Consider the following 25,842-nt stretch of genomic DNA (forward strand, 5'->3'; position numbering starts at 1 on the left):
GGGGCTAAAGTTGGAAAATAAAATTGAAATCTATGAAAAGACCTATCAGAATTTCAACCCCTATCAGCATTTTATTTCCCGTATTCAAGAGATGGAGCAGAAATCCAGCTATGGGGCAGAGGCTGCGGTGAAATGGCTTGAGCTCCTAAAGGAAACTCGAATTTATGAAGCCTATCCTGTAATTCATCCGATTGGTCAGGAGACATTTTCATTATACGCTGAATTTCCAACTGGAGTTTTTGAATATGCTTTGGATATCGACGGTGCCACTGCACTTATTAAGGCAAAAGGAATTCAACCGGTTGGTTTTTCTCCCTCAAAAATTATTGATGTTGTCGACCAGGGCAACATCAATAAGGATCCAAATCGCATAAAACCAAATCATAAAAACCCTATAATGGTACTTCAAAGCAAATATCTAACGAACGATAAACCTTATTGCATCAACGGAAACCACCGAATTTATGAGGCCTATCAAAGCAACGACGAGCAAATAGAAGTCTTCGTTTTTAGAGATAAGGAGTTCACCCCATTCTTTTACGATGCCCTAAGCGAAGCAATCTACTTTTTGGAGATAGATTACAATAATGTGATTTCGGAAGATAGGTAAAATCAATTTCATTTGAAGAGGAACTTGTGCAAGTGAAAGAAATTGAGAATGAGGTGGAAAAATGGATAGAGAAAAAACAAAAGCAGCCTTTTTACTTTGGGTATTTATACTGATTGTGGAAATAGTTTGGTTCTACCTAAAAAGACAAACCCTTTTTACAACAGGAGAAACTATGTTTTTTGTCACAGTCATAATAGTTACGCTTTCTGTGGGAGCGCTTGGGATAAGGATGTTTGGGAGTACGAAGGAAGAATAACTTCATCAACCGGATTATTATAGAGGGAGGGCTAAAATGGGGATGACAGCTGGTTTTTTAGTATTGATTGTCAGTATTGCGAATGCCATTCTTAGTAAATTAATTCTTGGAAATAATAGAAGAAAAGTTTCTGAAACTGAGGGTAAATATATTCAAATAGGGGGATTAATCGTAATTGCAATCATTGGTCTCTGTAGTATTTTCTTTATTTTTGACATTCTAGAAGCAAATACCATGAGATGGTTTTGGTTATTTTTTCTTATACTAGCAGTAGGTTTTCATGCAATCATGGAGTGGACGTTTCTGAGGGAGTCAAAGGAGTATGTGGTTTCGCTAATGGTGTTAATGATTGGCCTAATTTATATTTTTATGTTTATGTTTTAGTGGATAATTATATTAAACTGCCTATTCTTTATGCAATGAAATTTTAAATTGAATCGTAAGTATTATGAAGAAAGACCCTTTAATTTACATAGTCCTATTGTAAAATATTAGTAGGAGGTGGTCATGTGAAAGTAAGACGTATACGTGGCTTTGTAATAGACTTTCTACTTTCAATAGCTTTCTGTATCATTCTTTCAATTCTAGCGTTTCTAGTTATAGCAGTTATAACTTTACTATTCTTGCCTTTCGTTGCAAGCTACGGAGAAACATGGAATCCGATTTTATCAGCAATTATAAATGGTTTGCTGCTATTAGGTTTTTTAGCGTTTGTGGTGACGTCACTTGGTGTAAACTTCAAATTCACCTTAACATGGGGATACAAATTGAACGGTTTAATGCTTGGAAATTCCGGTAAGCTTCGATTGTTTACATGGTGGTTTATAAGAAACGGTATCGCGGGTCTTTTTATATTTATTTGTGCTTATCATAGAGGTAATAATATGGATTCTGATTACTTACTTTTACCAATTGCTCTCTATATATTTTATTTAGGGATCGATGGGATTGTATTCTTCCTTACAAACGGAAAGAAAACCTTAACAGATATTTGGACAGGTATCGAAGTGTTAGAAACATCGGACGTAGTTAACGAAAATACACAGCAGTCTCTATACTGATTTTAGCGCTTTCCCTGTAAGTGGGTTAAGCGCTTTACTGAACAAACCCTCTTCCGTTTTCTGTATAGGATTCAAGATGAATTTTGCCATTTTCTCTGTAGTAAAAATAACTTTTATCATCATTTTTCAACTTTACACTTACCATATAATTTCTTGCCCCACTTAAATTTGCGATAAAGGCTTCACTAGTAATAATATTGGATTTAGCAATTTTCTCTTCAGATATTAAATAGTCGACTACAGCATTTTCTAGATTGTTTTTTTGATAGATTATGAAACCGAAAACACTTCCTCCAAGGGTAACTAATAACCCAGCAGTAACAAATAATTTTTTCATAGAATTCTCCTTTTTCAAAGTGGAAGCTGATACTACTTTTCTATTTTCATCGATAAAACCCAAAGAAAATCTTCTTCGAGCATAATTTGAATGTCCACGCCTAGGCTTATCAGCTGCTCGGCCTTTAATTGCTTGGAGCTAACCCCGCGGCGTTTGTCCCCAAGAATAACAAAATCCGTTTCCTTTGTAACAGCCCCCTGCAAAATCCCTCCATAAGCGCGCACCTTTTTCGCAGCCTCAACACGTGTCATCGTGGAAAGGGCTCCTGTAAAGACAATTTGTTTATTAGAAAAGGGATGTACTAATTGCTGTGCCGGGTTAGAAAACTGAATAACCTCTATGTTGTCTATATTTTCGTTCATATAACTTCTCCTTGAGTGAATCGGGCATAATGATTAATCTATTTTATCATAAAAAGTGGTTGCACTTGGAAGATGCTAGATTATAAGAGAAAGTGGCTAGATTTCGACAAAAAGTGGCTAAATTATTGATAAAAGTGGCTGAATTATTACCCAAAGTGGCGAGATTCCAAAAGAAATCTTCCATTATATCTATATTAAACGCGAAATTTTATGATGTTTTAACTAACTATCATGGCGAATAATTGATAGATTCCCTCTATATACTTTCGACAGTCTGCTAGATATTCTTATAGAGTGAATAGTTTTAATATTATGAATAAATGGAGGCGTCAAATGAAAAAGAAAATTATCGCACTATCTGTCACAGGAATATTAGCTCTTGGGGTTATAACTCCAGCTGCATCAACGGCTTTAGCTGTAGGAAACGGTCCAAGCTATGGGGGAAATGAATCCATTCAAACTTCTAATCTCTATACTTACGAGGGAATGGTAGAGTATCTGAAAAAGCAGGATGCCAAGCAAGACGCGCTACAGATTGAGGTGATAGGGCAAACGGTCAAAAATCGAGATATCTATCTGGCAAAATATATAACAAACCCAAGTAATCCGACTGTGCTTTTCTTAACGCAGCAGCATGGTAACGAACAACTAACAACAGAGGGTGCCCTGGAATTTATCAAGCATCTAGGCACAAATAAAACAAAGGGCGTTCTTGAGAATGTCAATATCCTGATTGTACCGATGCTCAATGCGGATGGGGCGATGGGCGATGTGAACTTTTCTCTAGAAGATTATATTGCAGATGGAGGACGTCATCTGACTCGCTATAACGCAGTCGGAACGGATTTAAATCGTGACCATGTCGATAAAATCCAGCCTGAAACACAAGCGCTGCATGAAAATGTTCTCCAAAAATATGATATCGATTACATGATCGATTTGCATCACCAAGGAACAGATTACGAGCGAGATGGAAAACTAGTTTCTGGCTCAATGCTTTATCCAACGAACGAAAATGTAAAACCGGAAGTGCTAGTGAAATCCCAAAAACTTGGTGCCGTTGTATTTAACGCAGTGGATTCAACTGGATGGGGTCATATTGGAAAATACAATGGTGGTAGTGGAGAAAACATTGGCCGAAACGGTGCCGCGGTACAGTACGATATTGCCACGCTATTATTCGAAATGCGTGGAATGTCAGATCACGAAGACCCTTCGCGTGTCATTGGCCAAAAAAGTAACGGCTACTTAATCAAGCAAACTATCACGACACTTGATGCAACAGTGCGAGCAATCGCAGACGACTCCATCGAAACGGTCGATTACAGCTTCTGGGACACATTAGCTACACAAACGATACGCGAGTCTGAATAAAAAGGGGACAATCTTTAGTTTTTTATTTCGTCATTCTAAACAACTGAGGGCCTTTTGCCAAGTAAACAACCCCGAGAATTCTAAAGGATAGCGATTCTGCTATCCTTTTTTTGTCATTGTGCGAGTTGATAGAAGGAAATAAAGATAATACTCGGTCTGAGTATCTTTCAATAGGAGTATGAAGGACAGTTTGGAACGGAATTCAAAGAACAGTGTCTTTCATGAGAGTGATGAAAGAGAGTATTGAAAAGAATTCTAATTAAAGTGTCATTCATAGGAGTGATGAAGGACAGTTTGCGAAAAGATTCAAAGAAAAATGTCTTTCATAGGAGTGATGAAGGACAGTTTGCGAAAAGATTCAAAGAAAAATGTCTTTCATAGGAGTGATGAAGGACAGTTTGAAAAAGGAGTCAAAGAAAAATGTCTTTCATGAGAGTGATGAAAGACAGTATGGAAAAGAATTCTAATTAAAGTGTCTTTCATAGGAGTGATGAAAGCCATTCCCATACACCGAAACAAGAAAAGTGGCATTCATAACCGAAATGAAAGCCATTCCCATACACCGAAGAAGAAAAGTGGCATTCATAACCGAGATGAAAGCCATTCCCACACACCGAAACAAAAAAAGTGGCATTCATAACCGAGATGAAAGCCATTCCCACACACCCAAACAAGAAAAGTGGCATTCATAACCATGATGAAAGCCACTTCCCCACCCAAACCCAATTTCACACATATACAAAGAACTCTTCCCAAACCATCAGTTGTCGTTTTCCGTGTTTGGATCATCCGTTGTTGGGGCTTCGACTTCTTCTTCTAAAAGGGTTGGTTCTTCACTGTTGCAGGCTGCGAGTCCGAGACATAGCAATAGTATTGAGGCTGTGGTGAAAATTTTTTTAGGCATAATAAGCTCCTTAACGTTTGAATTTATAGGGTTATTATGAGCGAGTCATTTTCTGGGAATACGCCTTATTTATTTTTTAGTCACACTATTCGCCCACCTATAATACTATAAACTGTCAGCAGCAAAAGATTCGAAAATCCAGAGTACATTTACGCTATTGTTTTCTTTTTGAGGGGCGAGCGCGGCTTTTAGTAAGGTAGCGGCTAGGTTTAAAACATACAAGAAGTGTCACGATGTCACTTTGCCCCGAAAATGTGCAAGAGAAAACAATTTGTAAAATCTACGAAAAACGAATCCGTGACATTTCACCAATTAGGCACATGCCGCATAGTATAGTTCGACTAGATGTTAAAGGAGGAAAAAGCGTTGAAACGTTTGCGTCAAATAGTGACAAAAGCGGTTGTCGCTAAAGGTAAGAAGAGAGTTGAAGCGAGTGAAGTAATTCGCCCTTCATCTACGCCAACAAGTATTTTGGGGTGCTGGGTGATTAACCATCACTACAATGCCAAAAAAGTAGGGAAATTTGTAGAAATCACAGGTAAGTTCGATGTAAACGTATGGTATGCGTACAATAATAATACAAAAACAGCAGTTCACTCTGAAACAATCAGTTACAAAGATCGCATCAAGCTTCACTACCGCGATAACGATGTAATTGAATCAGATAACTGTCACGTACGTGTCATCCAACAACCAAACTGTATCGAAGCGGTAATTAACCAAAATGGTGATTGCTTCAATGTAGTAATCGAACGTGAATTCATCGTAGAAATCGTTGGCGAGACAAAAGTGGTTGTTTCTGTTCACGAAGTAGATTATGAAGAAGAATGGGTATATCAAGATGAATCATCATCAAGCTCTAGCTCTAGCTCTAGCTCTAGCTCAAGCTCTAGCTCAAGCTCAAGCTCAAGTTCTTCGTCATCATCATCGTCTTCATCTTCTAGCGATGGCTTTAAATTTATTGAAGACTCGTCATCATTTCGTTAATAAAGTGAGAGCGCCATCTACCTTCAAAAGGTAGAACAAATAGGCGCTCTTCTTTATTGTATGGCTCCATCAAAAACAGCGATTTTCGCTCCATTAGGCGGAAATCCTGTTTTCTTATTTCCAGAGTATTCCTACTGTAAAATAAATGCGCGCCAGCCAACGATTGTGAGCCGATTTTTGTTATACTGTTTAGGAATATAATTAAAACGGAAAACATGAATAAAACGTGTTTCTACTATTAGAGAAAGATTTAGTTTAGAGAGGTACCATGAAAATGACAACATATACACCAATGATGCAGCAATACTTATCCATCAAGTCTGAATATGAGGATGCCTTCCTTTTTTATCGACTTGGGGATTTTTATGAAATGTTTTTCGATGATGCGGTAAAAGCATCTCAAATATTAGAAATTACTTTAACAGGACGCGATGCAGGATCGAAGGAACGAATTCCGATGTGTGGTGTCCCTTTTCATTCGGCGAAGGGCTATATCGAAACCCTTGTGTCAAAGGGCTATAAAGTGGCGGTATGTGAGCAAACAGAAAGCCCGAAAGAAGCAAAAGGCGTTGTAAGACGTGAAGTTGTACAGCTAATTACACCTGGCACGATTATGGAAGGCAAAACTATTGATGGAAAGACAAATCATTTCATCGCCTGTGCGGAGCAATTGGCGAATAACACGTTTGCTCTTGCTTACCTAGATGTGTCGACTGGTGAAGCGAATACGGCTATTGTTGAAGGCGGTACGAAGGCTTTACTTCAGCAATTAATGGCCTTTACGATTCGTGAGCTTGTTGTAACAGAGCAGCTCCAGCTTTTATTAGCCGAGCAGGCAAGCAATCTCGGCATTGTCCTATCTGTTGAGCAGGATGAAATGTCAGAAGAAAAGGCGTCTCAATATATCGCGAACCTACCGATTGAGCTTAAAGGCGTTGCGAAAAGCTTATTGCAATATGTAGAACGAACTCAAATGCGCAGTTTGTCGCATATTCAAGAGTTTACATATACCGAAACGAAGCAGCTTTTAAGAATCGATACGAATTCGAAGCGAAATTTAGAACTGCTGGAGTCGATTCGCGGTGGTGATCAGAAAGGGACATTGCTTTGGCTGCTTGATGAAACTGTCACTGCTATGGGTGGTCGAAAACTGAAGCAATATCTACACCAGCCTTTAGCAACCCGTTCTGCGATCGAAAATCGTCTTTCCATCGTGACGGATTTACTGGATGAATTTTTTGTTCGTAATGAATTAAAGGAATTGTTGAAAAATGTTTATGATTTAGAACGGTTAGCAGGTCGTGTGGCGTTTGGCAATGTGGGCGGAAGGGATTTGGCCCAACTCCGTGAATCGTTGCGCCAAGTTCCTTCCATTAAACAACAGCTGCTGGATTCGGGGAAGGAGACTCTTGCTCGCCTAGGAGAGAAGCTCGATGAGTGTGCGGATATTGAAGGGTTTTTGTCGAATGCGATTACGGATAATCCACCGATTTCGATTAAGGAAGGGGACGTGATCCGTGAGGGGTATAATGAGAGACTCGATGAATTGCGTTTTGCTTCTCGAAATGGGAAGGATTGGATTGCCCAGCTGGAGCAGAAGGAACGCGAACTGACTGGGATTAAGAATTTGAAAATCGGCTATAATCGTATTTTTGGATATTATATTGAGATAACGAAGTCGAATATTGCGAGTGCGGATTTGTCTCGTTATGAGCGAAAGCAAACTTTGGCGAATGCGGAGCGTTATATTACTGAGGAGTTAAAGGAAAAAGAGGCGATTATTTTAAATGCCGAGGAGCAGAGCCTGGCATTAGAGTATGATTTGTTCGTTGAGCTTCGCGACCGGTTGAAGGCCTTTATTCCGAGGGTTCAAGCCTTAGCTTCAGAAATTAGTGAGCTGGATGTGTATTTAAGCTTTGCACACGTTTCGGAAAAGTATCGTTTTGTGAAGCCTGCCTTCCATGAGGGACGAGCGTTGAAAATTGTAGGTGGTCGTCATCCGGTCGTTGAGAAAATGTTAAATAAGCAAATGTATGTACCAAATGATTGTGTGTTGCCGGATGATAAAAATATGATGCTGATTACGGGACCAAATATGTCCGGGAAAAGTACGTATATGCGTCAGGTAGCGCTGATTGTTGTGCTAGCGCAAATGGGTTGTTATGTGCCGGCTGATGAGGCAGTGCTTCCGATTACGGATCAGATTTTTACACGTATTGGGGCAGCAGATGATTTGGTAGCGGGTCAATCGACGTTTATGGTAGAGATGCTGGAGTCCCAAAATGCGATTACGAATGCAACTGAGAAGAGTTTATTATTATTCGATGAGATCGGCCGCGGAACTTCGACTTATGATGGGATGGCGTTGGCTCAGTCCATGATGGAATATATTCATGATAAAATCGGTGCCAACACACTGTTTTCGACTCACTATCATGAGTTAACTGCTTTAGAGGAGCAGCTTTCTCGTTTACAAAATGTACACGTGAGTGCAACGGAGAAGGATGGCAAGGTTGTCTTCTTGCACAAAGTTCGTGAGGGTGCAGCAGATAAAAGCTATGGGGTGCACGTTGCCCAGCTAGCAGAAATGCCAGACGCAATAATCGACCGTGCCCGTGTGTTGCTGGAACAGTTTGAATCGAAGGAGCATGGGGTGGCGAGTGTTGCGGCTACGGTTGTGAGTGAGGTTGTGGCAGAGGATGAGCTTCAGTTATCGCTGTTTGCAGAGGAAGAAAAAGCTAGTGCAGTAGTTGCTGCTGAATTATCTGATGTGGAGCAAGATGTGCTGCAACGTCTAGAGAAAATCAACATCATGGGCACCGCGCCAATACAGGCGATTAATGTGCTGTATGAGCTACAACAAGCTTTGTTGAGTAAGAAATAATTTGGAGTGTCGGGATTATTTGCTGAAAGTGTCGGGATTAATTTGCAACAGTTACTACTCAGTCAAATAAGTATCAAAAAATAGTTAGTTTGATTGAAAGTTACTGCGAGTTTTGCTGCTTTTTATGAAGTGGCTGAATTTCGACAAAAAGTGGCTAGATTAATCGAGAAAGTGGCTAGATTAATCCCAAAAGTGGCTAGATTCTCAGAACCGAGCACCTTTCATTAAAAAGCTATCCCAACTCTCTTAACAATTCGCTTAAGTATCTAGTGTTTTATTCAAAATAAAAAGGAGGTTCTTCAAATGGGAAAAATTCAAATTATGGATGAGTGGTTATCGAACAAAATTGCGGCGGGGGAAGTGGTTGAGCGCCCGTCGTCAGTTGTGAAAGAGCTTGTTGAAAACGCCATTGATGCAGGAAGTACATCAATTGAAGTTTTTCTCGAAGAAGCGGGGTTAACCTCCATTCAAGTTACTGATAATGGAAGTGGGATGGATGAAGAGGATGCGTTGAAGTCCTTTTCACGCCATGCCACTTCGAAAATTTCAAAGGAGCCTGATCTTTTCCGAATTCGCACGCTCGGTTTCCGTGGGGAGGCACTTGCCTCGATTGCGTCTGTTTCGAAGGTGACATTGAAAACCTCTGATGGGGAGAATAATGGTCTCGAAATTCAGATGGATGGTGGGCATCTTATTTCGAAAAAACCGACTGCCTTTCGTAGAGGAACGGATATTACGATTGCTCAGCTGTTTTATAATACACCCGCGCGTCTTAAATATTTGAAAACAATTCAGACGGAGCTAGGTCACTCGATTGATTATATGAATCGTCTAGCCCTTGCGTATCCAGAGATTGCGTTCAAGCTTGTACATAACGGTGGAACGCTCCTGCAGACAAATGGGCGAGGGAGTGTTCAGCAGGTGATCGCTGCCATTTACGGGATGCAGAACGCCAAAAAGATGATTCCTTTTAGTGCAGAATCAAAGGATTATAAAGTACATGGATTTGTGAGTTTGCCAGAGGTGACGCGCGCAAATAAAAACTATATTTCTATCTTCGTAAATGGTCGTTGGGTGAGGCATTACTTGGTACAAAAGGCAATTGTGGATGCTTTTCACACGTATTTGCCGATCGAACGTTACCCCATTGCGGTTCTTTATATAGAAGGGGACCCGTATTTAACCGATGTGAATGTGCATCCTGCGAAGCTGCAAATTCGTTTAAGTAAAGAGCAGGAGCTATTGCCGTTAGTGCAGGAGGCTATCAATAAAGCGATTCGTGCAGCCATTCATGTGCCGGTAGCCGAGAAAAAGGAGAAGCCTGTGCGTGTTCCGACAGAGCAAATGAATATTTGGAAGCCGTATACGCCATCCTTTGATGAAAATAAAATGAATGCCATTGTGCAAAAGCTTACATCTGATGATTCGATTGTGAGAGAGCCGGTAGTCCAATCGCGGCCAATCGATGGAGCGGGAGAAATTTCTCCAGAGCCAGCAGTTAATCCGGTAGTTGAGAATGTTCCAACTGAATTAGAAATGGATTGGTCAGCACCAACTCCAACTCCAGCTTCATCTCCATTAATTGATGAAACGCCAGTCGAAACGGAAGTACCAGTTATCGAAGAGGAAGTAACTGAGAAAAAAGAGCCCTTCCCAGACCTTGAGATTGTTGGGCAAATACATGGGACGTATATTGTGGCGCAAATGGAGGATGGCTTTTATTTAATCGACCAGCATGCGGCACAGGAGCGCATTAAATATGAGTACTACCGTGAAAAAGTGGGCGATGTAAACCCGAATGAGAGACAATCGCTGCTACTACCATTAACCTTCCATTATTCAGCAGATGAAGCGTTGATTTTAAAGGAAAATGTCCATGCTTTAGAGGAAGTGGGTGTGTTTTTGGAGGATTTCGGGCAATCATCCTTTGTGGTGCGCGAATATCCAACCTGGTTCCCGAAAGGCTTCGAGCAGGAGCTAATCGAGGAGCTGATCGAGCAGGTGTTCAAAACTCGACGTGCTGATGTGAAGAAATTGCGTGAAGAAGCGGCGATTATGATGAGCTGTAAAAAATCAATTAAAGCCAATTATTTCTTAACAAAAGAACAAATGGTTGTCCTCCTGGATGATTTAAGAAAGGCAGACAATCCATTCACATGCCCACACGGCAGACCAGTATTGATACACTTTTCTACATACGAAGTGGAAAAAATGTTTAAACGAGTAATGTAGGTGGGAGTTGTTTTTAGTATATAGGTGTTTACTTGCAACCTTCGCGTAAATAGTTGCGAGTTAATGAGATTTACTTTCGAGTTTGACTAGAAAACTTGCGACTTATGAAATTATGAGCGCAACTTATGACTGAACAATACTCAAATGCGAATTATTAGCGCTTCACCAAATAACTCAATCCAAATCAATCACTAAAGATACACCTAAATATTTTGTAAAGGGGAATTGCAAATGTTTTCATTCAAGGAGCGTCCGAACATACTTAATACGTTAGATAGTTATACTTTCGATGTGCTTGTGATCGGAGGGGGCATTACAGGAGCAGGAATTGCCCTGGATGCTGCATCACGTGGACTTTCTGTGGCGCTGGTGGAAATGCAGGATTTTGCTGCAGGGACGTCAAGTCGTTCAACGAAGCTTGTGCACGGGGGACTTCGCTATTTAAAGCAGTTAGAAGTCGGACTTGTGGCAGAGGTTGGGCGTGAGCGTGAGATTGTCTATGAAAATGCGGTTCATGTCACACAGCCTGAATGGATGTTGCTCCCGCTTTACAAAGAGGGAACGCTTGGCAAAATGACGACGCGCGCGGCTCTTACACTGTATGATCGCTTAGCACAGGTCAGAAAAGATGAGCGTCGCCAAATGCTTTCTAAAAAAGAAGCTTTGGAAAAGGTCCCGCTCTTAAAAACAAAGGGCTTACGTGGTGCAGGTTATTATGTGGAATACAAAACAGATGATGCCCGCCTAACGATTGAGGTGTTGAAAAAAGCAGTTGAATATCGTGCGATTTGTCTAAACTATGCTCGAGTAGTAGATTTCGTCTACAAAAAGAAGAAAATCGTTGCGGCAAATGTTCGAGATGAAATTTCTGGTGAGCAAATCACGATTCACGCACATCAAATTATCAATGCAACAGGTCCTTGGGTAGATGACGTGCGTAAGCTGGATAAAATCACGAACAAGAAAACAATTCGCCATACAAAAGGGGTTCACATAGTAATTGACCAAAAAAGACTTCCTTTAGAGCAGGCAGTTTACTTCGATACGGAAGATGGACGTATGGTGTTTGCAATACCGCGTGATGGTAAAACATATGTTGGAACAACGGACACTTTCTATGAGGATGACCCGATCCAACCTTCCGCAACTAAGGAAGATGTAGACTATCTATTAAAAACGATCCGCTTTATCTTCCCAGACGCAACTGTAACGAAATATGACGTTGAGTCTTCGTGGGCAGGGGTGCGACCTTTAATTTCCCAGGAAGGAAAGGACCCATCTGAAATTTCGCGAAAAGATGAGCTTTGGGTTGCACCGAGTGGGCTTCTAACGGTGGCTGGCGGCAAATTAACAGGCTATCGTCAAATGGCAGAAACCATTGTTGACAAGGTTGTTAGGCTGAAGAAATACAAGCATGCTACTGAATGTATTACGAAGGAGCTTGCTTTATCTGGTGCGAGAGGTTTAAACTCTTTAAATTTTGAGGATTATGTAGCGAACAAATCAAGAGAAGGCACTGAGCTTGGGATTAGCAATTCCGATACGCAGCGACTAGTTCGTAAATATGGAACAAACGTGGATGAGGTATTCCAATATGTCAAAACGGTTCATAACTGCGAGCTAGATATACCACCGTCTCTTTATGCGGAGCTGCTATACGCAATTTACTATGAAATGGTTATGACGCCTTGTGATTTCTTAATCCGTAGAACGGGCTACTTATATTTCAATATTGCATTAGTAGAGCAATATAAGGAAGCCATTTTAGAGATTATGAGCAATATTCTCGGGTATTCTGAAAGTGAAACGGTATTTTACCGTGCACAGCTAGAGCAATTTATTGACGAAGCAAAAAATCCGATGAAATAGGGTGATTTCGGTTGGTAGAGCATGCAGAGATCTTGCAAATGGATGATGGTCATCAAGTTTATGTACGCATTTACAAACCCAAAGGTACACCGATAGGGAATTTTCATATCTTACATGGCATGGCAGAGCACGGTGGACGCTACGAGGCCTTTGCACAAAACCTTGCGAGTCAAGGCTACTTTGTCACGGCACATGATCACCGAGGACATGGCCAGACTGCAGAAATCAACGGTCAGCTTGGCTATTTTGGGGATGAGGGTGGCTTCCAGCGTGTGGTAGATGATGTTTTTGACATCCTACAGCATTACAGTGTGGATCCCAATAATCAGGAAATTGTACTCTTTGGGCATAGTATGGGTTCATTTATCGCGCGGAGATTTATTCAACTTTATAGTGGGATGATTGACAAATGTATTTTATGTGGAACGGGTGCAACAACGGCTCTTCATCAAATAGGAAATACAGTTGCTCGTTCACTCTGCTCCTTGAATGGGAAAAATGTGCAAAGTCCGATAATGAACGAGTTAAGCTTCAATAGTTTTAGTAGAAGTGTGTTAAATCCTAAAACAATTTACGATTGGCTATGCAGCAACGAGGAGGAAGTCGAAAAATATATAAAGGATCCATATTGCGGCTTCATCCCAACCAATCAGTACTTCGTAGATTTAACAGATGGATTATTATTAATCAATCAAAAAGAAGAGATAAAAAACATTCGTAAGGATTTACCGATTTTATTGATTAGTGGTAGTGAAGATCCAGTGGGCAGTAAGGGCTCTGGAGTCTTTAAGGTCGCTAAAGGAATGAATGAAGCAGGTCTAACCGATGTAGTGGTGTACCTTTTTGAAGGCATGCGCCACGAGATTTTAAAAGAGATTAATCGAAAACATGTATATTCTGTAATTACACGGTGGTTAAATAGATGAATGATGAAAAAATCGAAGTTGTCGCCATAGTTGGACCGACAGCTTCAGGTAAAACAGCTTTAAGTATTAAAATGGCAAAGGCTTTTAATGGGGAAATTATCAATGGCGACTCCATGCAAATTTATAAGGGGCTAGATATTGGGACAGCCAAAATTACCGAAGAGGAGATGGAGGGCGTTTCCCATCATCTTATAAGCTTTAAGGAGCCGACAGAAGGCTTTTCCGTTGCTGAATATCAGACATTGGTTCGGGAGAAAATTGCCGATATCCAAGGTCGCGGCAAGCTTCCTATCATTGTGGGAGGTACGGGGCTTTACGTCCAGTCGGTATTATACGATTTCCAATTCACGAAGGAAGACGTGGACGAGGAAGCACGTAAAAGCTATTATGATGAATTAGCTAAAATCGGGCCTGATGCAATGCATGCAAAGCTTATGGAGCTTGATCCGGAAACGGCTGAAACGATTCATCCGAACAATACGCGACGGGTTATTCGTGCGCTTGAAATGGTAGAGCTTCATGGAGTTTCAAAGGCAAGTGAGGAACACAATCGTGGAGATATCCCACTCTACCAGCATTTGATTATCGGACTAGATATGGACCGTGAAAAGCTGTACGAGCGCATTAATTTACGCGTGGACATTATGATGGAGCAAGGGTTACTGGATGAAGTGACAGGATTGTGGGAGCGCGGCATTCGCGATGTGCAATCCGTACAGGCAATCGGCTATAAGGAGCTGTATGCTTATTTGGATGGCCGTCTAACTCTTAATGACGCCATTGAGCAGCTAAAACAAAACTCTCGAAGATATGCCAAACGCCAGCTGACATACTTCCGTAACAAGATGGATGTCGAATGGATAGGAAATGAATGGAATAAAATCGAAAAATATTCAAAATTATTCAAATATTAAGAAGGGAAATCGATTTCGATGGCGAATATCTAACTATAGAAAACTATGGACGAGGTGTATACGTTGAAATCAATCAATCTTCAAGATACTTTTCTAAATAATCTTCGAAAAAACAATACTTTTGTAACAGTCTTCTTATTAAATGGTTTCCAGCTTAAGGGCTTAGTGAAATCCTATGATAATTTTACTGTTTTACTAGAAGTAGACGGCAAACAGCATTTAATCTACAAGCATGCCATCTCGACATTTTCTCCATCAAAAAATGTAGCAATCACTTCAGACAACGATGATCAATGATGACCGAATCGGCTAAGTTTACTTGCCGATTTTTTGGTGCCCAAAAAACGGGTGACTTTGAGTACAATCACGTTAATTGCGAAGGGTGAATTTTTTCATTATACTAAAGTGGGCTAGCTCGTGTAAGCAGTATTGCGAGCTGAAATGGAACAAGATGGAGGATTTTAATCATGAAAACAATGACAACTGAAGAATTAGTTAATCTATTAGATGCAAATGAAGATTTAAACATTATCGATGTGCGCGAGGATTTCGAAGTGGAGCAAGGTATGGTACCAGGTGCTATCCACATTCCTCTAGGTTCAATTCCGGAAAAAGCTCCTGAACTAGACAAATCCAAAGAATACATCATGGTATGTAAAGGTGGCGTTCGCAGTGCTAACGCAGGCGAATACCTAGAGTCTCAAGGCTTCCAAGTGATAAATCTTGAAGGCGGCATGATGGCTTATGATGGAGAATTAGAGTTTAAGTAAGGGTTTTGTGTGTTGGAAATGGTGGGTGGGTTGCGAATCCCGACAAAATTGCTGATTTTCCCGACACTTCGCATTGTAATTCCGACACTTTTATAAATTTTCCGGACACTTTCTCAAATAATCCCGACAATCCACAAAAAAGCACATAAATGAGTAGCAAATCTACTCATCTATGTGCTCTTTTATTTGTATCGATTTTGATTGTTGTATTTTTAGACTCAGTTTCTCCTGTTTGTTTCAGCGTTCTTACAGGTAGCTTCCAATGCTTCGTGTATGATAAAACACGTAGCGCCGTAATGACGATGAATAGAGCATATAATAAAATATCTCCATCTAAAAGCTGAAGCCCGATGATTAAACCAGCACCTGCCGCCCAAACGGCATATATTTCATCACGAAGAACTAATGGCTTTCTCCGTGCTAATAAATCGCGAATTATTCCTCCACCTGATCCCGTTAAAACTGCTGCCACGATGACAGCGCTAATTGGAAGCTCAAGTGATACAGCGTAAATTGCACCTTGAATCGCAAAGGCCGACAAGCCGATTGCATCCGTAAAGTTCCCCCAACGGTTCCAATGCTTAATAAGATGGTGAGGTACTAGGAAAAATACCGTAATCGCAGCAATGGCAATTTGAAACATCATTTCTTGGCTCCATAAAGTCGAAACTGGCAAGCCAATCAACAGATTTCGTATTGCACCCCCGCCAAACGCAGTGACAATCCCTAATAAATATACACCAAATAAATCGTATTCTTCTTCCATGGCTACAATTGCACCTGAAATCGCAAATGCGATGGTGCCAATAATACTAAAGACTTCCCATGCCATAGACATTGCCTCCTTACATGAACATGCAAGATTGAGAATAGCAGTTTAATAGCTTTTCGTAAAGTAATTTTTTATTAAAAATAATAATAATTTGAATAATAAAAACTAACACGAACAGAATCTCCAAAATTCTAAAATAGTTGAAAAGCTAGCAGGAATTGTTAAGATAATAAAGGACATTATTTAACAGAAGATCGCAACATGCGATTTGTATAGAACGGAGTAATTATTCATGACATTTATCTCAACACTAAAGCCGGAAACGCTGCAACTAGCAAATGAAGTGGAAGCTAAAGTAAGACCCATCCACGCAAAGGTAGACGAAATGGCATTTTTCAATCAGCAAAAAGTACTAGCAGCCTTTCGTAAGCACCAAGTAAGTGACTTTCATTTGCATCCATCAAGCGGCTACGGTTACGACGATGAAGGGCGCGATAACTTAGAGAGAGTATATGCTGAAGTTTTTGGAGCAGAGGCAGCCATCGTGCGCGCTCAGATTATTTCAGGGACTCACGCCATTACGTTAAGTCTATTCGGCGTACTGCGACCTGGTGACGAGCTTGTATATATTACAGGGAAACCGTATGACACTCTGCAATCCATTGTCGATGGCGGAGAGAAGGATACAGGTTCATTAAAGGATTTCGGCATTGGCTATTCCCACGTGGATTTAATCGAGAATCGTAATATTGATTGGGATGGCGTACGTGCAGCAATTAATGAAAAAACGAAAATGGTAGCCATTCAGCGTTCAAAAGGCTATGCGACTCGCCCTTCGTATACTATAGAAGAAATACAAGAAATGTGTGTAAAAATCCGTGAGATTAATTCAGATGTAATTATCTTTGTAGATAACTGCTACGGCGAGTTTGTGGAGTCAATGGAGCCGACAGAAGTTGGGGCAGATTTAATGGCCGGTTCCTTGATTAAAAATCCAGGTGGTGGCTTAGCTAAAATCGGCGGCTATATCGCAGGAAAGACCGAGCTAGTGGAGAAATGTGCATACCGTATGACGTCGCCAGGAATTGGGGCAGAAGCTGGAGCATCCTTGAACACTTTAGCTGACTTTTACCAAGGCTTTTTCTTAGCACCTCACGTGGTTGCACAAAGCTTGAAAGGAGCAATCTTCACCTCGGCAATGCTTGAGGAAGTGGGGATGGCAACGTATCCACACTATACTGCCAAGCGTACGGACTTGATTCAATCGGTTTCCTTCCAAACAGCTGAGCAAATGGTAGCCTTCTGTCAGGAAATACAGGCAGCTTCACCGGTTAACGCTCACTTTGCACCAGAGCCTGCTTATATGCCTGGCTATGAGGATGACGTAATCATGGCAGCAGGTACCTTCGTACAAGGCTCAAGCATCGAACTAACTGCTGACGGTCCGATTCGTCCACCATTCACAGCATTCATTCAAGGTGGATTAACCTATGAGCACGTGAAATATGCGATTTGCAGTGCAGTTCAAAAGTTGAGATAAATAGTAGACGGCGGCTCAGGTTTTAGGATCTGGGTCGTTTTTTTTATGAAATCTTCTTAAGCTAATTTAAGCTCGCTCCATCTCCTAAAACGAAATACCACAAAAACCCACACCCCAAGCAAAAAATTATTAATAACATATACTGTTTAAAAATATAGTGATAGTAAATCATCTAAGATTGGGGTTGTTTATGGGGCATTATCGAAGGAATAGAAATTACGACCTCATAATCTTCTATTTTGTAGGTATGTGGATTTTGAGTGTGATAGGGATGTTGGTTGCGCTATTGTTGCCGCTTTCGATAGTGATCATTCTTTCGCTATTGGGAATTGCATTGGTTGTACTCACATTTTTGATGCGATTAGGGAACTTTATAATTTTTTTGATTCCTATATTGTTTGGCGTACTGCATTTTTTACTTCTCATTATATTAATTGATTGGCTGGGTGCAGCATTAATCATTTCGGTGTTTGTAGCAACTTTAATCATTTTCTTAACGATCGCCTTTATGGGAATCAAGCTCATTGAATATCAGATTTCTGAGGCATTGATGTACGCGTTTACGATATTAATCGTCTTTGTTGTCTTTGCATTTATTTATATTTTCATTCCAGTCAGCAGTCCGTTCTTCCTAGTCGTGGCGGGAATCTTTGTGTTGGCGTTCGCACTATACACGGTCTATGAATTGGATAGCATACGGAATAACTTTATTCGAGAAAATGAAGTACTGTTTTTTGCACTTCGACTCTATTTAAATCTTGCTTATATCGTTATCAATCTCATAATTTCATCACGTAGAAGATAATCTTGAACTGCAGTGCTAAAATTTTGCACTGCAGTCTTTTAATTGTCTGGAAAATGAAGTTTTAAGAATAGTGAAGCTTGATATAACATTGAAACCCCTATATATAACAAGGAACGTCAGAAAACAACAACTTTCAGACAAATGATGTCGTAATAAAATGAATAGTTAAACTATTGTAAAAGTTCTTTATTAGGGCTATATTCTAATAAATACATAATTTATTATCTGCCTCTTAATGTTAGTTTTTCTTACGCAACATTGACATTCTACCTCACTGGGAGTAAGATAGTCGTGAGGGAGGTGGATTAAATGGGTAGTGATAGAAGATCAAGTGAATTAAGAAGATCCATGCCGCTTTTACCAATTAGTATAGTAATGCAATTAACCGAGCTATCTGCGCGTCAAATTCGCTATTACGAAGAACATGATTTAATTCAGCCGCACCGTACAGAAGGGAATCGACGTATGTTTTCCTTAAACGACGTAGATACGCTCCTGGATGTTAAGGACATGTTAGAGCAAGGCGTTAATATGGCAGGTATTAAAAAAGTATTTGAAATGAGAAATAATCCAGCAGTTCAAGAAGCAAAGGCAAAAGAAGAAATTTCGGATGCTGAATTGCGCCGCATTTTGCGTGAAGAGATGATTAATAGTGGACGTAATCAAAAAACGTCATTACGACAAGGGGATTTATCGCGTTTTTACCAATAATACGCGTGAATTATAAATAGAAACAAGTGAATGAGCTAGTTCATTTACGAATAAGGGAAAATTAGGAGTGTGGAATGCTGTGGGTAAATACACAAAAGACGATATTAAACGTCTAGTTCAAGAAAAAGAAGTAAAATATATTCGTTTACAATTTACAGACATTTTAGGGACAATTAAAAACGTAGAAATTCCAGTAAGTCAACTTGACAAAGCATTAGACAACAAAATGATGTTCGATGGCTCTTCTATCGAAGGTTTTGTTCGAATTGAAGAATCAGATATGTACTTATATCCTGATCTTGACACATTCATGGTTTTCCCATGGACTACTGATAATGGTAAAGTTGCACGTTTCATCTGTGACATTTATACGCCAGATGGCAAACCATTTGAAGGGGACCCACGTAATAACTTAAAACGCGTATTAAAAAATATGGAAGAATTAGGATTCTCTCATTTCAACCTTGGGCCAGAGCCAGAGTTCTTCTTATTCAAGCTTGACCAAAAGGGTGAACCAACTCTTGAAGTAAATGATAACGGTGGTTACTTCGACTTAGCACCAACTGACTTAGGTGAAAACTGCCGTCGTGATATCGTGCTAGAGCTAGAGGAAATGGGCTTTGAAATCGAAGCTTCTCACCATGAGGTAGCTCCTGGTCAACACGAAATCGACTTCAAATATGCAAGTGCAATCGAAGCTTGTGACTACATCCAAACGTTCAAGCTTGTAGTTAAAACGATTGCTCGTAAACATGGTTTACATGCAACATTCATGCCGAAGCCTTTATATGGCATCAACGGTTCAGGTATGCACTGTAACGTTTCTTTATTTAAAGGAAAAGAAAATGCATTCTATGATCCAAGTGCTGAAATCGGCTTATCTCAAACAGCTATGCAATTTATGGCAGGTATCTTAGAGCACGTTCAAGGCTTCACGGCGATTACAAATCCAACAGTGAACTCTTACAAGCGCTTAGTACCAGGTTATGAGGCGCCATGTTACGTAGCATGGTCAGCACAAAACCGTTCACCATTAATTCGTATTCCAGCTTCTCGTGGACTATCAACTCGTGTTGAGATTCGTTCAGTAGATCCATCTGCGAACCCATACTTAGCATTAGCGGTAATCCTAGAATCTGGTTTAGAAGGTATTCGTCAAGGGTTAACTCCTCCAGCAGCTGTTAACCGCAACATCTATGTGATGAACGAAGAAGAACGCAAAGCTAACGGTATCGATAACTTACCAGCTTCACTTGATGATGCACTAGTAGCACTTTCAAATGACGAAGTAGTCAAAAAAGCATTAGGTCAACACATCTATGCAAACTTCCGTGAAGCAAAAGAAATCGAATTCGATATGTTCCGTACAGCAGTTCACCCATGGGAACGCGAGCAATACCTAAAAATGTATTAATATTTATGGAGCCTGGCACATTTTGTGTCAGGTTTTTCTTATGGGGTGAAATTGTAGGGAGAGACATATAAGACAAGAATTAGAAAACACAATAGCGATATTGAAGCAGGAATGTATAAATAAGATAGCGGATGAAAAGTTGAATAAAGAATTTAATAGAAGCTTGAAAATGATTAGTCTTCTTTGACACAGACATTTTGTTTTAAATTTACTTGGTTTTTAAAAATCTGGAGCGTTTATTTAGAGAGGCGGTTGTTCGTAAAAATGGATTAATACAATTAGCTCAAAAAGTGGAATCCAAAGCTCTTTCTGTTTAGAAGTATATTAAAAGGCAAATTCTTTAACTTCTATATCTCGTAAAATCTCTACAACAATTGACATTTAACAAATACGTGCTAGAATGATAAATAACTTCAATGCGTTGAAGCGTTGAAGTTTAAAGCGTGAAATTATATCATCTAGGAGTAATCATATGTTTTCAAACGAGGCAAAAACAAAACCATCCCTATTCGAAGCATTATTCATTGTAATAATTGTTATTTCAATAATTTCTATTGCGATAGGTAAGCTAGGTGCTGTACCACATATCCCTATTCTTTTATCCATAATTCTTCTCATTTTTTACGGTTTGCTAAAACGTGTGCCATTTAAAGTGTTGGAAGACAGTATACGATCTGGAGTCATTACAGGAATCGGGGCTATTTATATCTTCTTATTAATAGGAATACTGATTAGTAGCTGGATTGTAAGTGGTACAATACCAACGCTTTTATATATGGGTCTTTCGCTCGTATCGGCAAGTTTCTTTTATGCGATTGTATTTATCATTACAGCAATCATCGGTACAGCAATTGGTAGTTCATTGACAACTATAGCGACTATTGGAGTTGCTTTTATAAGTATTGCAGGAGCAATTGATGCGTCGCTAGTCTTGACGGCTGGAGCTATAGTATCCGGAGCATTTTTTGGTGATAAAATGTCTCCATTGTCAGATACTACAAATTTAGCTGCGAGCATCGTCAATATTGATTTATTTGTACATATTAAAAATATGAGTTGGACAACGATTCCTGCGTTTTTAATTAGCAGTGTACTATATGCTGCTTTATCCCCTTCAGTTGCTGGAGTAAATAATACAACCGTTGCGTTCTATCAGGCTAGTTTACAAGCTACAAATTTTGTGCATTGGTATACGATTGTGCCACTCCTTGTCTTGGTTGTTTGTGCATTCAAAAAAGTGCCGGCAATTTTAACACTTATTGTTAGTTCTCTTGTAGCGCTTTTCTTATCAATATTTCATACGTCTTTATCAGTTAGTGCTTACTGTGCAATTTTATATAGTGGATATGTTTCTGAAACAGGGGTTGAAGTAATTGATTCACTCTTAACTCGTGGTGGAATCAGTAGTATGTTCTTTACAATTATGCTTGTGGTGCTCAGTCTCAGTATGGGTGGGTTATTGTTTGCTTTAGGCATTATTCAAACATTGCTTAGCAAAATTGAAAATTTACTAAAATCAGTTGGTGCATTGATTACAGGGACAGCTTTTACAGCAATTGGGATTAATATAGTAGTTGGCGAACAGTATTTATCAATTTTATTAACAGGAGACGCCTTTAAGCAACAATACAAGGAACTAGGTTTACATTCGAAAAATTTAAGCAGGGTAATGGAAGATGCGGGGACAGTTGTTAATCCGCTTGTACCTTGGAGTGTTTGTGGTTTATTTATTGCCTCGATGCTTGACGTTTCCGTTATTGACTATTTGCCTTTTGCTTTCTTTTGCTTACTGAGTCCAGTTCTTACTATAATTTTTGGATGGTTAAATCTAACCATATCAAGAAACTAAACATACTAGCATTAGTAGTACAAATCAAGGTTAGGGTTTGTGCTACTTTTTTTAGTAGAAGTGAAGAGAAGTCGACCAGCAACTTTGAACATTTAGAAAACCATTTGATGGGGAACTAATAATTTTTGAAATAGATGTAAATCATTCTAAAGCTGGGTTTAGAATTTCATTATTTGGTGCGGAACAATCAGGTAAAGGGTTTGGTACTGAAGCAATGGAGCTTGTATTAAAATTTGAATATTTTCAATAAACATTTTTTAAATGATTTCTTCTAAAAGTTGTTCATTATAATATATAAAAACCTCGCAAATTCCCTTCCTTTTTTTAACCCCTTTTTTCATAAGCCCTAAAGATATTTTGGATGTATTTTATATTCAACTATTGTGGTAGGATCTGAATTGAATCTTCAATAATTTGCTAATCTCGGTATCATCAACTTTTAAATCCTTCGAGAAACCTACTGAAATCGACATTTCTTTTAGATTACCACCTAACATTATCGCTATTGCCTCACGATCAATTTCCGTTTCTTCTGTAATAGCTGCTAGTATCTCAGTAGTTTCTGAAACAGAGAATGTTGCAATTAGCGAAGAAAATGTAAAGGTAACAATCGAGAAATACTAACGGTGAACTTCCTAAACCTTGAAATTTAGTTGTTAAATAGGAATCATACTTCTTTGACACTAGAAATCTACATATTTTATCGGCAGCTAAATTTCAATTATAGAGCCCATTTCTTTTGAGAGGGCTCTTTTCCTTTTAAGTGCCCAATTATGGAGCTTATTGTTCGTTAAAGAGCAAGCTATTTCTCTAATAGGAAGGAAAAAGGTATATCGAAAAGGAATTATTAGATATACCGGATTACATAAAGGGGAGAAGAAAAGATATGAGTAAATCATTTATTGAACAATTACATTATATTAGAATTCCTGTAAAAGATTTAGAACTGTCTGCACAATGGTATAGAGATGTCTTAGGGCTCCAGTTGCTAAATAATACTGAGGAACGTGCAATCTTAAAAGTAAATGAAGGGCCTTTCTTACTTATCTTAGTTCCTACCAAGGATGAAACATTTGCACATTTTACAATTGATAACGAACAAGAATTTAGCATTGGCTTTACAAGTCCGAAATTAGCTGAATTTCATCAATACTTAATTGATAATCAAGTTAAGGTCGAGGCTATAAAAGAAGATAATGGCCATGCCTTTTTCCACTTTTATGATCCGAATGGTAATAAACTTCAAGTACACTGGTAAGGTAAAGTACCTTATTTCATTAAAGTAATGAAACTTCATATTTAATGTTTATATGTCTGTAAAGTTTCAGAAAAAGATAGCCTTGTGAAGTTAAGTTACACATCATTATGGATCACATTTCGGTTATAGAAATGTGGTCTTTATTTATTAAATACACTTTATGGAAAAATACTGAAAGTGAAATAGGAAGTTATGTTAACATGGAATTGAATATATTTATAGTAGAGTAATTGAGAGGGTGAGAAGTAATGATAGTAAATAAAATAAAAAATGAGAGTTTGGAATGGATTAAGGCTATTTTAATTGCTATAGCGTTGACCTTTATAATTCGTCTATTTTTCTTTACACCAATTGTAGTGGATGGTGCGTCTATGGAACCAACCTTATATGATCAAGAACGTATGATTGTAACAAAAATAGGGGAACCCAAAAGATTTGATATTATTGTTTTTCACGCAACAGAGAACGAAGACTATATAAAACGTGTAATAGGGTTGCCAGGAGACCGTATTGAATATAAGAATGATACTTTGTTTATAAACGGAATATCCTACGACGAACCATACTTAGAGCAAGCTAAACATGAAGTGACAGATGGATTGCTAACTAATTCATTTACTTTACAAGAGACTCCCGTACAAAGTGATATAGTTCCAGAAGGACATCTATTTGTTATGGGGGACAATAGAAGATTCAGTAAAGATAGTCGTCATATCGGTGCTATACCTATCGAAAAGGTAGTGGGAACAACGAATTTCGTTTTCTATCCTATTAAAAAGATTCAATTAATAGACAGTAATTAATTCAATAGAGAGTCGCGAATTTAAAGTAAAGGATTGCTATACAGGTTTTATTATTCAAATAAGGGGTTCAATTTTAAAGGTGAATCGGGCTTTGATTATATTCTTCCCTTATTTGGCGCAATTCTCCAGTAAGAATTGCGCCTTTTTTCACGGTCGAGTTATTTGGCCAAATACTTTAAATATAATGGTATATCGCTTTTAGTTTTTAATAATGCTAGAATAATAATAAAATTGAAGGATTATTCTTAATATTTTTGGAGAAGGTGCGGGTTAATGATGAAGAGGTTAGTATTTTTATTACTACTATTTATAAGCTGTAATTTACTTGTGAATGAGAGTGCTTCGGCAAGTACGGTAAAATGGGGGAGCTATACTATAAATTCAGGCCAAATTGGAATCGTAAAATTTTCTACAGATGTAAAATTGTATAAGCAAAATCCTAATGGTTCGACATCCGTTATTATAGGAAAAAAGGGACAGGCATATCGTGTTTATGACATTGAGAAAATTAGAAAGTACGATAACCTCAAACTAAATAAAATAGCTGAAGCTACCAAATACTATCTTGGTGGAGGAGTAACAGTTCAAGGAAATGAAATTATTAAATTTGAACAACTTCCACAAAAAATATACGAACAGGCTATTGCAGTATATGGATATCCAGTAAAATCGCTAGTACCTCCACAATCAACTTTATTTGGATTTGATTATAATTATAATCAATCTATGGATGGCGTGTCTTTTATGTATTATGATGAAAAATCAAATTCATTTAAAGGATGTCACGGCATGTATTCCGGAGATTTGGTTAATGAATATTGTGCAGGTGGGGAAGCTGAAATTAAATTTAGTGAGACAAAGTCAGCATTTTCTTATGAATTAAATGTAAGTGAGCAAGTAACAAAGGTACAAATCCAATTACCAGTAAAAAAAGGAAGTATTGTCACAATTACGCGTCCAAATGGAACTGTTGAAAAAGAGAAGATTACAAAATTCATTCCATATGAATTCTATGAAAATGTTCCTCATGTTGGTATGAAGGGCAGTTTCTATGAATATACACATGTGATTGTTACGGAAAAAGGACGCAAGTTTGCAGTCGGCAGATATATGAGTGTTACAGCTGTTACTCAAGCTGAATTTATACGAAAATAATGATGTATTATAATGATTAAAACCCACCTCACCCAAGCTAAAGGGGAGG

At 38.9% G+C, this 25,842-nt stretch carries 25 protein-coding genes; 22 read left to right on the forward strand and 3 right to left on the reverse strand.

The window, feature by feature from the left end; genetic code table 11:
• The first annotated feature begins 10 nt into the window (after positions 1–10).
• The 4 genes from LG296_RS07120 (at position 11) to LG296_RS07135 (ending at position 1,927) form a co-directional block, all read left to right on the forward strand.
• Positions 11–610, forward strand: coding sequence for a hypothetical protein (locus tag LG296_RS07120; RefSeq protein ID WP_404427780.1), 600 nt, complete (start codon positions 11–13; stop codon positions 608–610).
• Positions 611–671: 61 nt separating this feature from the next.
• On the forward strand, positions 672–866 hold the full coding sequence (locus LG296_RS07125; protein ID WP_404427781.1) for a hypothetical protein: 195 nt from the start codon (positions 672–674) through the stop codon (positions 864–866).
• 42 nt (positions 867–908) lie between these two features.
• The gene (locus LG296_RS07130; RefSeq protein ID WP_251397580.1) at positions 909–1,250 is read left to right on the forward strand and encodes a DUF4181 domain-containing protein; all 342 of its coding nucleotides are present in this window, start codon (positions 909–911) and stop codon (positions 1,248–1,250) included.
• A gap of 125 nt (positions 1,251–1,375) precedes the next feature.
• Complete coding sequence (locus LG296_RS07135; protein ID WP_404427782.1) at positions 1,376–1,927, forward strand: hypothetical protein; 552 nt, start codon at positions 1,376–1,378, stop codon at positions 1,925–1,927.
• Between the two features lie 34 nt (positions 1,928–1,961).
• Here LG296_RS07135 and LG296_RS07140 read toward each other — a convergent pair whose 3' ends face one another.
• Positions 1,962–2,264: a hypothetical protein gene (locus LG296_RS07140; protein ID WP_404427783.1), complete on the reverse strand. Its 303-nt coding sequence runs from the start codon at positions 2,262–2,264 to the stop codon at positions 1,962–1,964.
• 32 nt (positions 2,265–2,296) lie between these two features.
• Positions 2,297–2,626 (reverse strand): BRCT domain-containing protein, encoded by a 330-nt coding sequence (locus tag LG296_RS07145; protein WP_404427784.1) that lies wholly within the window; start codon positions 2,624–2,626, stop codon positions 2,297–2,299.
• A 333-nt stretch (positions 2,627–2,959) separates the two neighbouring features.
• Here LG296_RS07145 and LG296_RS07150 point away from each other — a divergent pair, with 333 nt between their 5' ends.
• From LG296_RS07150 to LG296_RS07190, 9 genes are all read left to right on the forward strand, one after another.
• Complete coding sequence (locus LG296_RS07150) at positions 2,960–4,000, forward strand: M14 family zinc carboxypeptidase (RefSeq protein WP_404427785.1); 1,041 nt, start codon at positions 2,960–2,962, stop codon at positions 3,998–4,000.
• Between the two features lie 1,270 nt (positions 4,001–5,270).
• Positions 5,271–5,891: an outer spore coat protein CotE gene (cotE, locus tag LG296_RS07155; protein ID WP_404427786.1), complete on the forward strand. Its 621-nt coding sequence runs from the start codon at positions 5,271–5,273 to the stop codon at positions 5,889–5,891.
• A gap of 274 nt (positions 5,892–6,165) precedes the next feature.
• The gene (gene mutS / locus LG296_RS07160; RefSeq protein WP_404427787.1) at positions 6,166–8,775 is read left to right on the forward strand and encodes a DNA mismatch repair protein MutS; all 2,610 of its coding nucleotides are present in this window, start codon (positions 6,166–6,168) and stop codon (positions 8,773–8,775) included.
• A 303-nt stretch (positions 8,776–9,078) separates the two neighbouring features.
• Positions 9,079–11,007 (forward strand): DNA mismatch repair endonuclease MutL, encoded by a 1,929-nt coding sequence (gene mutL / locus LG296_RS07165; RefSeq protein WP_404427788.1) that lies wholly within the window; start codon positions 9,079–9,081, stop codon positions 11,005–11,007.
• Between the two features lie 231 nt (positions 11,008–11,238).
• Entirely contained in the window at positions 11,239–12,876 is a 1,638-nt protein-coding gene (locus LG296_RS07170; protein ID WP_404427789.1) for a glycerol-3-phosphate dehydrogenase/oxidase, read from the forward strand.
• A gap of 38 nt (positions 12,877–12,914) precedes the next feature.
• On the forward strand, positions 12,915–13,802 hold the full coding sequence (locus tag LG296_RS07175) for an alpha/beta fold hydrolase (RefSeq protein WP_404427790.1): 888 nt from the start codon (positions 12,915–12,917) through the stop codon (positions 13,800–13,802).
• The gene (miaA, locus tag LG296_RS07180; protein ID WP_404427791.1) at positions 13,799–14,716 is read left to right on the forward strand and encodes a tRNA (adenosine(37)-N6)-dimethylallyltransferase MiaA; all 918 of its coding nucleotides are present in this window, start codon (positions 13,799–13,801) and stop codon (positions 14,714–14,716) included. Before LG296_RS07175 ends, miaA begins: the two co-directional genes overlap by 4 nt.
• A gap of 63 nt (positions 14,717–14,779) precedes the next feature.
• Positions 14,780–15,013, forward strand: coding sequence for an RNA chaperone Hfq (gene hfq / locus LG296_RS07185; RefSeq protein ID WP_107933038.1), 234 nt, complete (start codon positions 14,780–14,782; stop codon positions 15,011–15,013).
• A 170-nt stretch (positions 15,014–15,183) separates the two neighbouring features.
• A complete protein-coding gene (locus tag LG296_RS07190) occupies positions 15,184–15,486 on the forward strand; it encodes a rhodanese-like domain-containing protein (RefSeq protein ID WP_251397605.1) in 303 nt (100 codons plus the stop codon).
• A gap of 166 nt (positions 15,487–15,652) precedes the next feature.
• Here the strand turns inward: LG296_RS07190 and LG296_RS07195 are convergent, their stop codons facing one another.
• Positions 15,653–16,318: a trimeric intracellular cation channel family protein gene (locus LG296_RS07195; RefSeq protein ID WP_404427792.1), complete on the reverse strand. Its 666-nt coding sequence runs from the start codon at positions 16,316–16,318 to the stop codon at positions 15,653–15,655.
• Positions 16,319–16,550: 232 nt separating this feature from the next.
• Between LG296_RS07195 and LG296_RS07200 the strand changes: the two genes are divergently transcribed.
• The 9 genes from LG296_RS07200 to LG296_RS07240 all read left to right on the forward strand — a co-directional run bounded on the left by LG296_RS07200 (position 16,551) and on the right by LG296_RS07240 (position 25,793).
• Positions 16,551–17,798 (forward strand): aminotransferase class I/II-fold pyridoxal phosphate-dependent enzyme, encoded by a 1,248-nt coding sequence (locus LG296_RS07200; protein WP_404427793.1) that lies wholly within the window; start codon positions 16,551–16,553, stop codon positions 17,796–17,798.
• A gap of 190 nt (positions 17,799–17,988) precedes the next feature.
• Complete coding sequence (locus tag LG296_RS07205) at positions 17,989–18,603, forward strand: Bax inhibitor-1 family protein (protein ID WP_404427794.1); 615 nt, start codon at positions 17,989–17,991, stop codon at positions 18,601–18,603.
• A 309-nt stretch (positions 18,604–18,912) separates the two neighbouring features.
• Entirely contained in the window at positions 18,913–19,314 is a 402-nt protein-coding gene (locus LG296_RS07210; protein ID WP_404427795.1) for a MerR family transcriptional regulator, read from the forward strand.
• Positions 19,315–19,393: 79 nt separating this feature from the next.
• The gene (glnA, locus tag LG296_RS07215; RefSeq protein WP_404427796.1) at positions 19,394–20,728 is read left to right on the forward strand and encodes a type I glutamate--ammonia ligase; all 1,335 of its coding nucleotides are present in this window, start codon (positions 19,394–19,396) and stop codon (positions 20,726–20,728) included.
• A gap of 472 nt (positions 20,729–21,200) precedes the next feature.
• Positions 21,201–22,577, forward strand: a complete 1,377-nt coding sequence (gene nhaC / locus LG296_RS07220) for a Na+/H+ antiporter NhaC (protein WP_404427797.1) — start codon at positions 21,201–21,203, stop codon at positions 22,575–22,577.
• A 414-nt stretch (positions 22,578–22,991) separates the two neighbouring features.
• Positions 22,992–23,201: a hypothetical protein gene (locus LG296_RS07225; RefSeq protein ID WP_404427798.1), complete on the forward strand. Its 210-nt coding sequence runs from the start codon at positions 22,992–22,994 to the stop codon at positions 23,199–23,201.
• Positions 23,202–23,463: 262 nt separating this feature from the next.
• Positions 23,464–23,835 carry a VOC family protein gene (locus tag LG296_RS07230; protein WP_404427799.1) on the forward strand — a complete coding sequence of 124 codons (372 nt, stop codon included), beginning with the start codon at positions 23,464–23,466 and terminating at the stop codon, positions 23,833–23,835.
• Between the two features lie 248 nt (positions 23,836–24,083).
• Positions 24,084–24,638, forward strand: a complete 555-nt coding sequence (lepB, locus tag LG296_RS07235; RefSeq protein ID WP_404427800.1) for a signal peptidase I — start codon at positions 24,084–24,086, stop codon at positions 24,636–24,638.
• A 273-nt stretch (positions 24,639–24,911) separates the two neighbouring features.
• Positions 24,912–25,793, forward strand: a complete 882-nt coding sequence (locus LG296_RS07240) for a hypothetical protein (RefSeq protein ID WP_404427802.1) — start codon at positions 24,912–24,914, stop codon at positions 25,791–25,793.
• Positions 25,794–25,842 lie beyond the last annotated feature (49 nt).

The sequence above is a fragment of the Ureibacillus chungkukjangi genome (genome assembly GCF_044795995.1).
Classification (GTDB): domain Bacteria; phylum Bacillota; class Bacilli; order Bacillales_A; family Planococcaceae; genus Ureibacillus; species Ureibacillus chungkukjangi.

Coding starts and splice junctions, on each gene's coding strand:
- LG296_RS07125 (WP_404427781.1), top strand. CDS start 672: ATGGATAGAGAAAAAACAAAAGCAGCCTTTTTACTTTGGGTATTTATA.
- LG296_RS07130 (WP_251397580.1), top strand. CDS start 909: ATGACAGCTGGTTTTTTAGTATTGATTGTCAGTATTGCGAATGCCATT.
- LG296_RS07140 (WP_404427783.1), bottom strand. CDS start 2,264: ATGAAAAAATTATTTGTTACTGCTGGGTTATTAGTTACCCTTGGAGGA.
- LG296_RS07145 (WP_404427784.1), bottom strand. CDS start 2,626: ATGAACGAAAATATAGACAACATAGAGGTTATTCAGTTTTCTAACCCG.
- LG296_RS07150 (WP_404427785.1), top strand. CDS start 2,960: ATGAAAAAGAAAATTATCGCACTATCTGTCACAGGAATATTAGCTCTT.
- mutS (WP_404427787.1), top strand. CDS start 6,166: ATGACAACATATACACCAATGATGCAGCAATACTTATCCATCAAGTCT.
- mutL (WP_404427788.1), top strand. CDS start 9,079: ATGGGAAAAATTCAAATTATGGATGAGTGGTTATCGAACAAAATTGCG.
- LG296_RS07170 (WP_404427789.1), top strand. CDS start 11,239: ATGTTTTCATTCAAGGAGCGTCCGAACATACTTAATACGTTAGATAGT.
- LG296_RS07175 (WP_404427790.1), top strand. CDS start 12,915: ATGGATGATGGTCATCAAGTTTATGTACGCATTTACAAACCCAAAGGT.
- miaA (WP_404427791.1), top strand. CDS start 13,799: ATGAATGATGAAAAAATCGAAGTTGTCGCCATAGTTGGACCGACAGCT.
- LG296_RS07190 (WP_251397605.1), top strand. CDS start 15,184: ATGAAAACAATGACAACTGAAGAATTAGTTAATCTATTAGATGCAAAT.
- LG296_RS07195 (WP_404427792.1), bottom strand. CDS start 16,318: ATGGCATGGGAAGTCTTTAGTATTATTGGCACCATCGCATTTGCGATT.
- LG296_RS07200 (WP_404427793.1), top strand. CDS start 16,551: ATGACATTTATCTCAACACTAAAGCCGGAAACGCTGCAACTAGCAAAT.
- LG296_RS07205 (WP_404427794.1), top strand. CDS start 17,989: ATGGGGCATTATCGAAGGAATAGAAATTACGACCTCATAATCTTCTAT.
- LG296_RS07210 (WP_404427795.1), top strand. CDS start 18,913: ATGGGTAGTGATAGAAGATCAAGTGAATTAAGAAGATCCATGCCGCTT.
- nhaC (WP_404427797.1), top strand. CDS start 21,201: ATGTTTTCAAACGAGGCAAAAACAAAACCATCCCTATTCGAAGCATTA.
- LG296_RS07230 (WP_404427799.1), top strand. CDS start 23,464: ATGAGTAAATCATTTATTGAACAATTACATTATATTAGAATTCCTGTA.
- lepB (WP_404427800.1), top strand. CDS start 24,084: ATGATAGTAAATAAAATAAAAAATGAGAGTTTGGAATGGATTAAGGCT.
- LG296_RS07240 (WP_404427802.1), top strand. CDS start 24,912: ATGATGAAGAGGTTAGTATTTTTATTACTACTATTTATAAGCTGTAAT.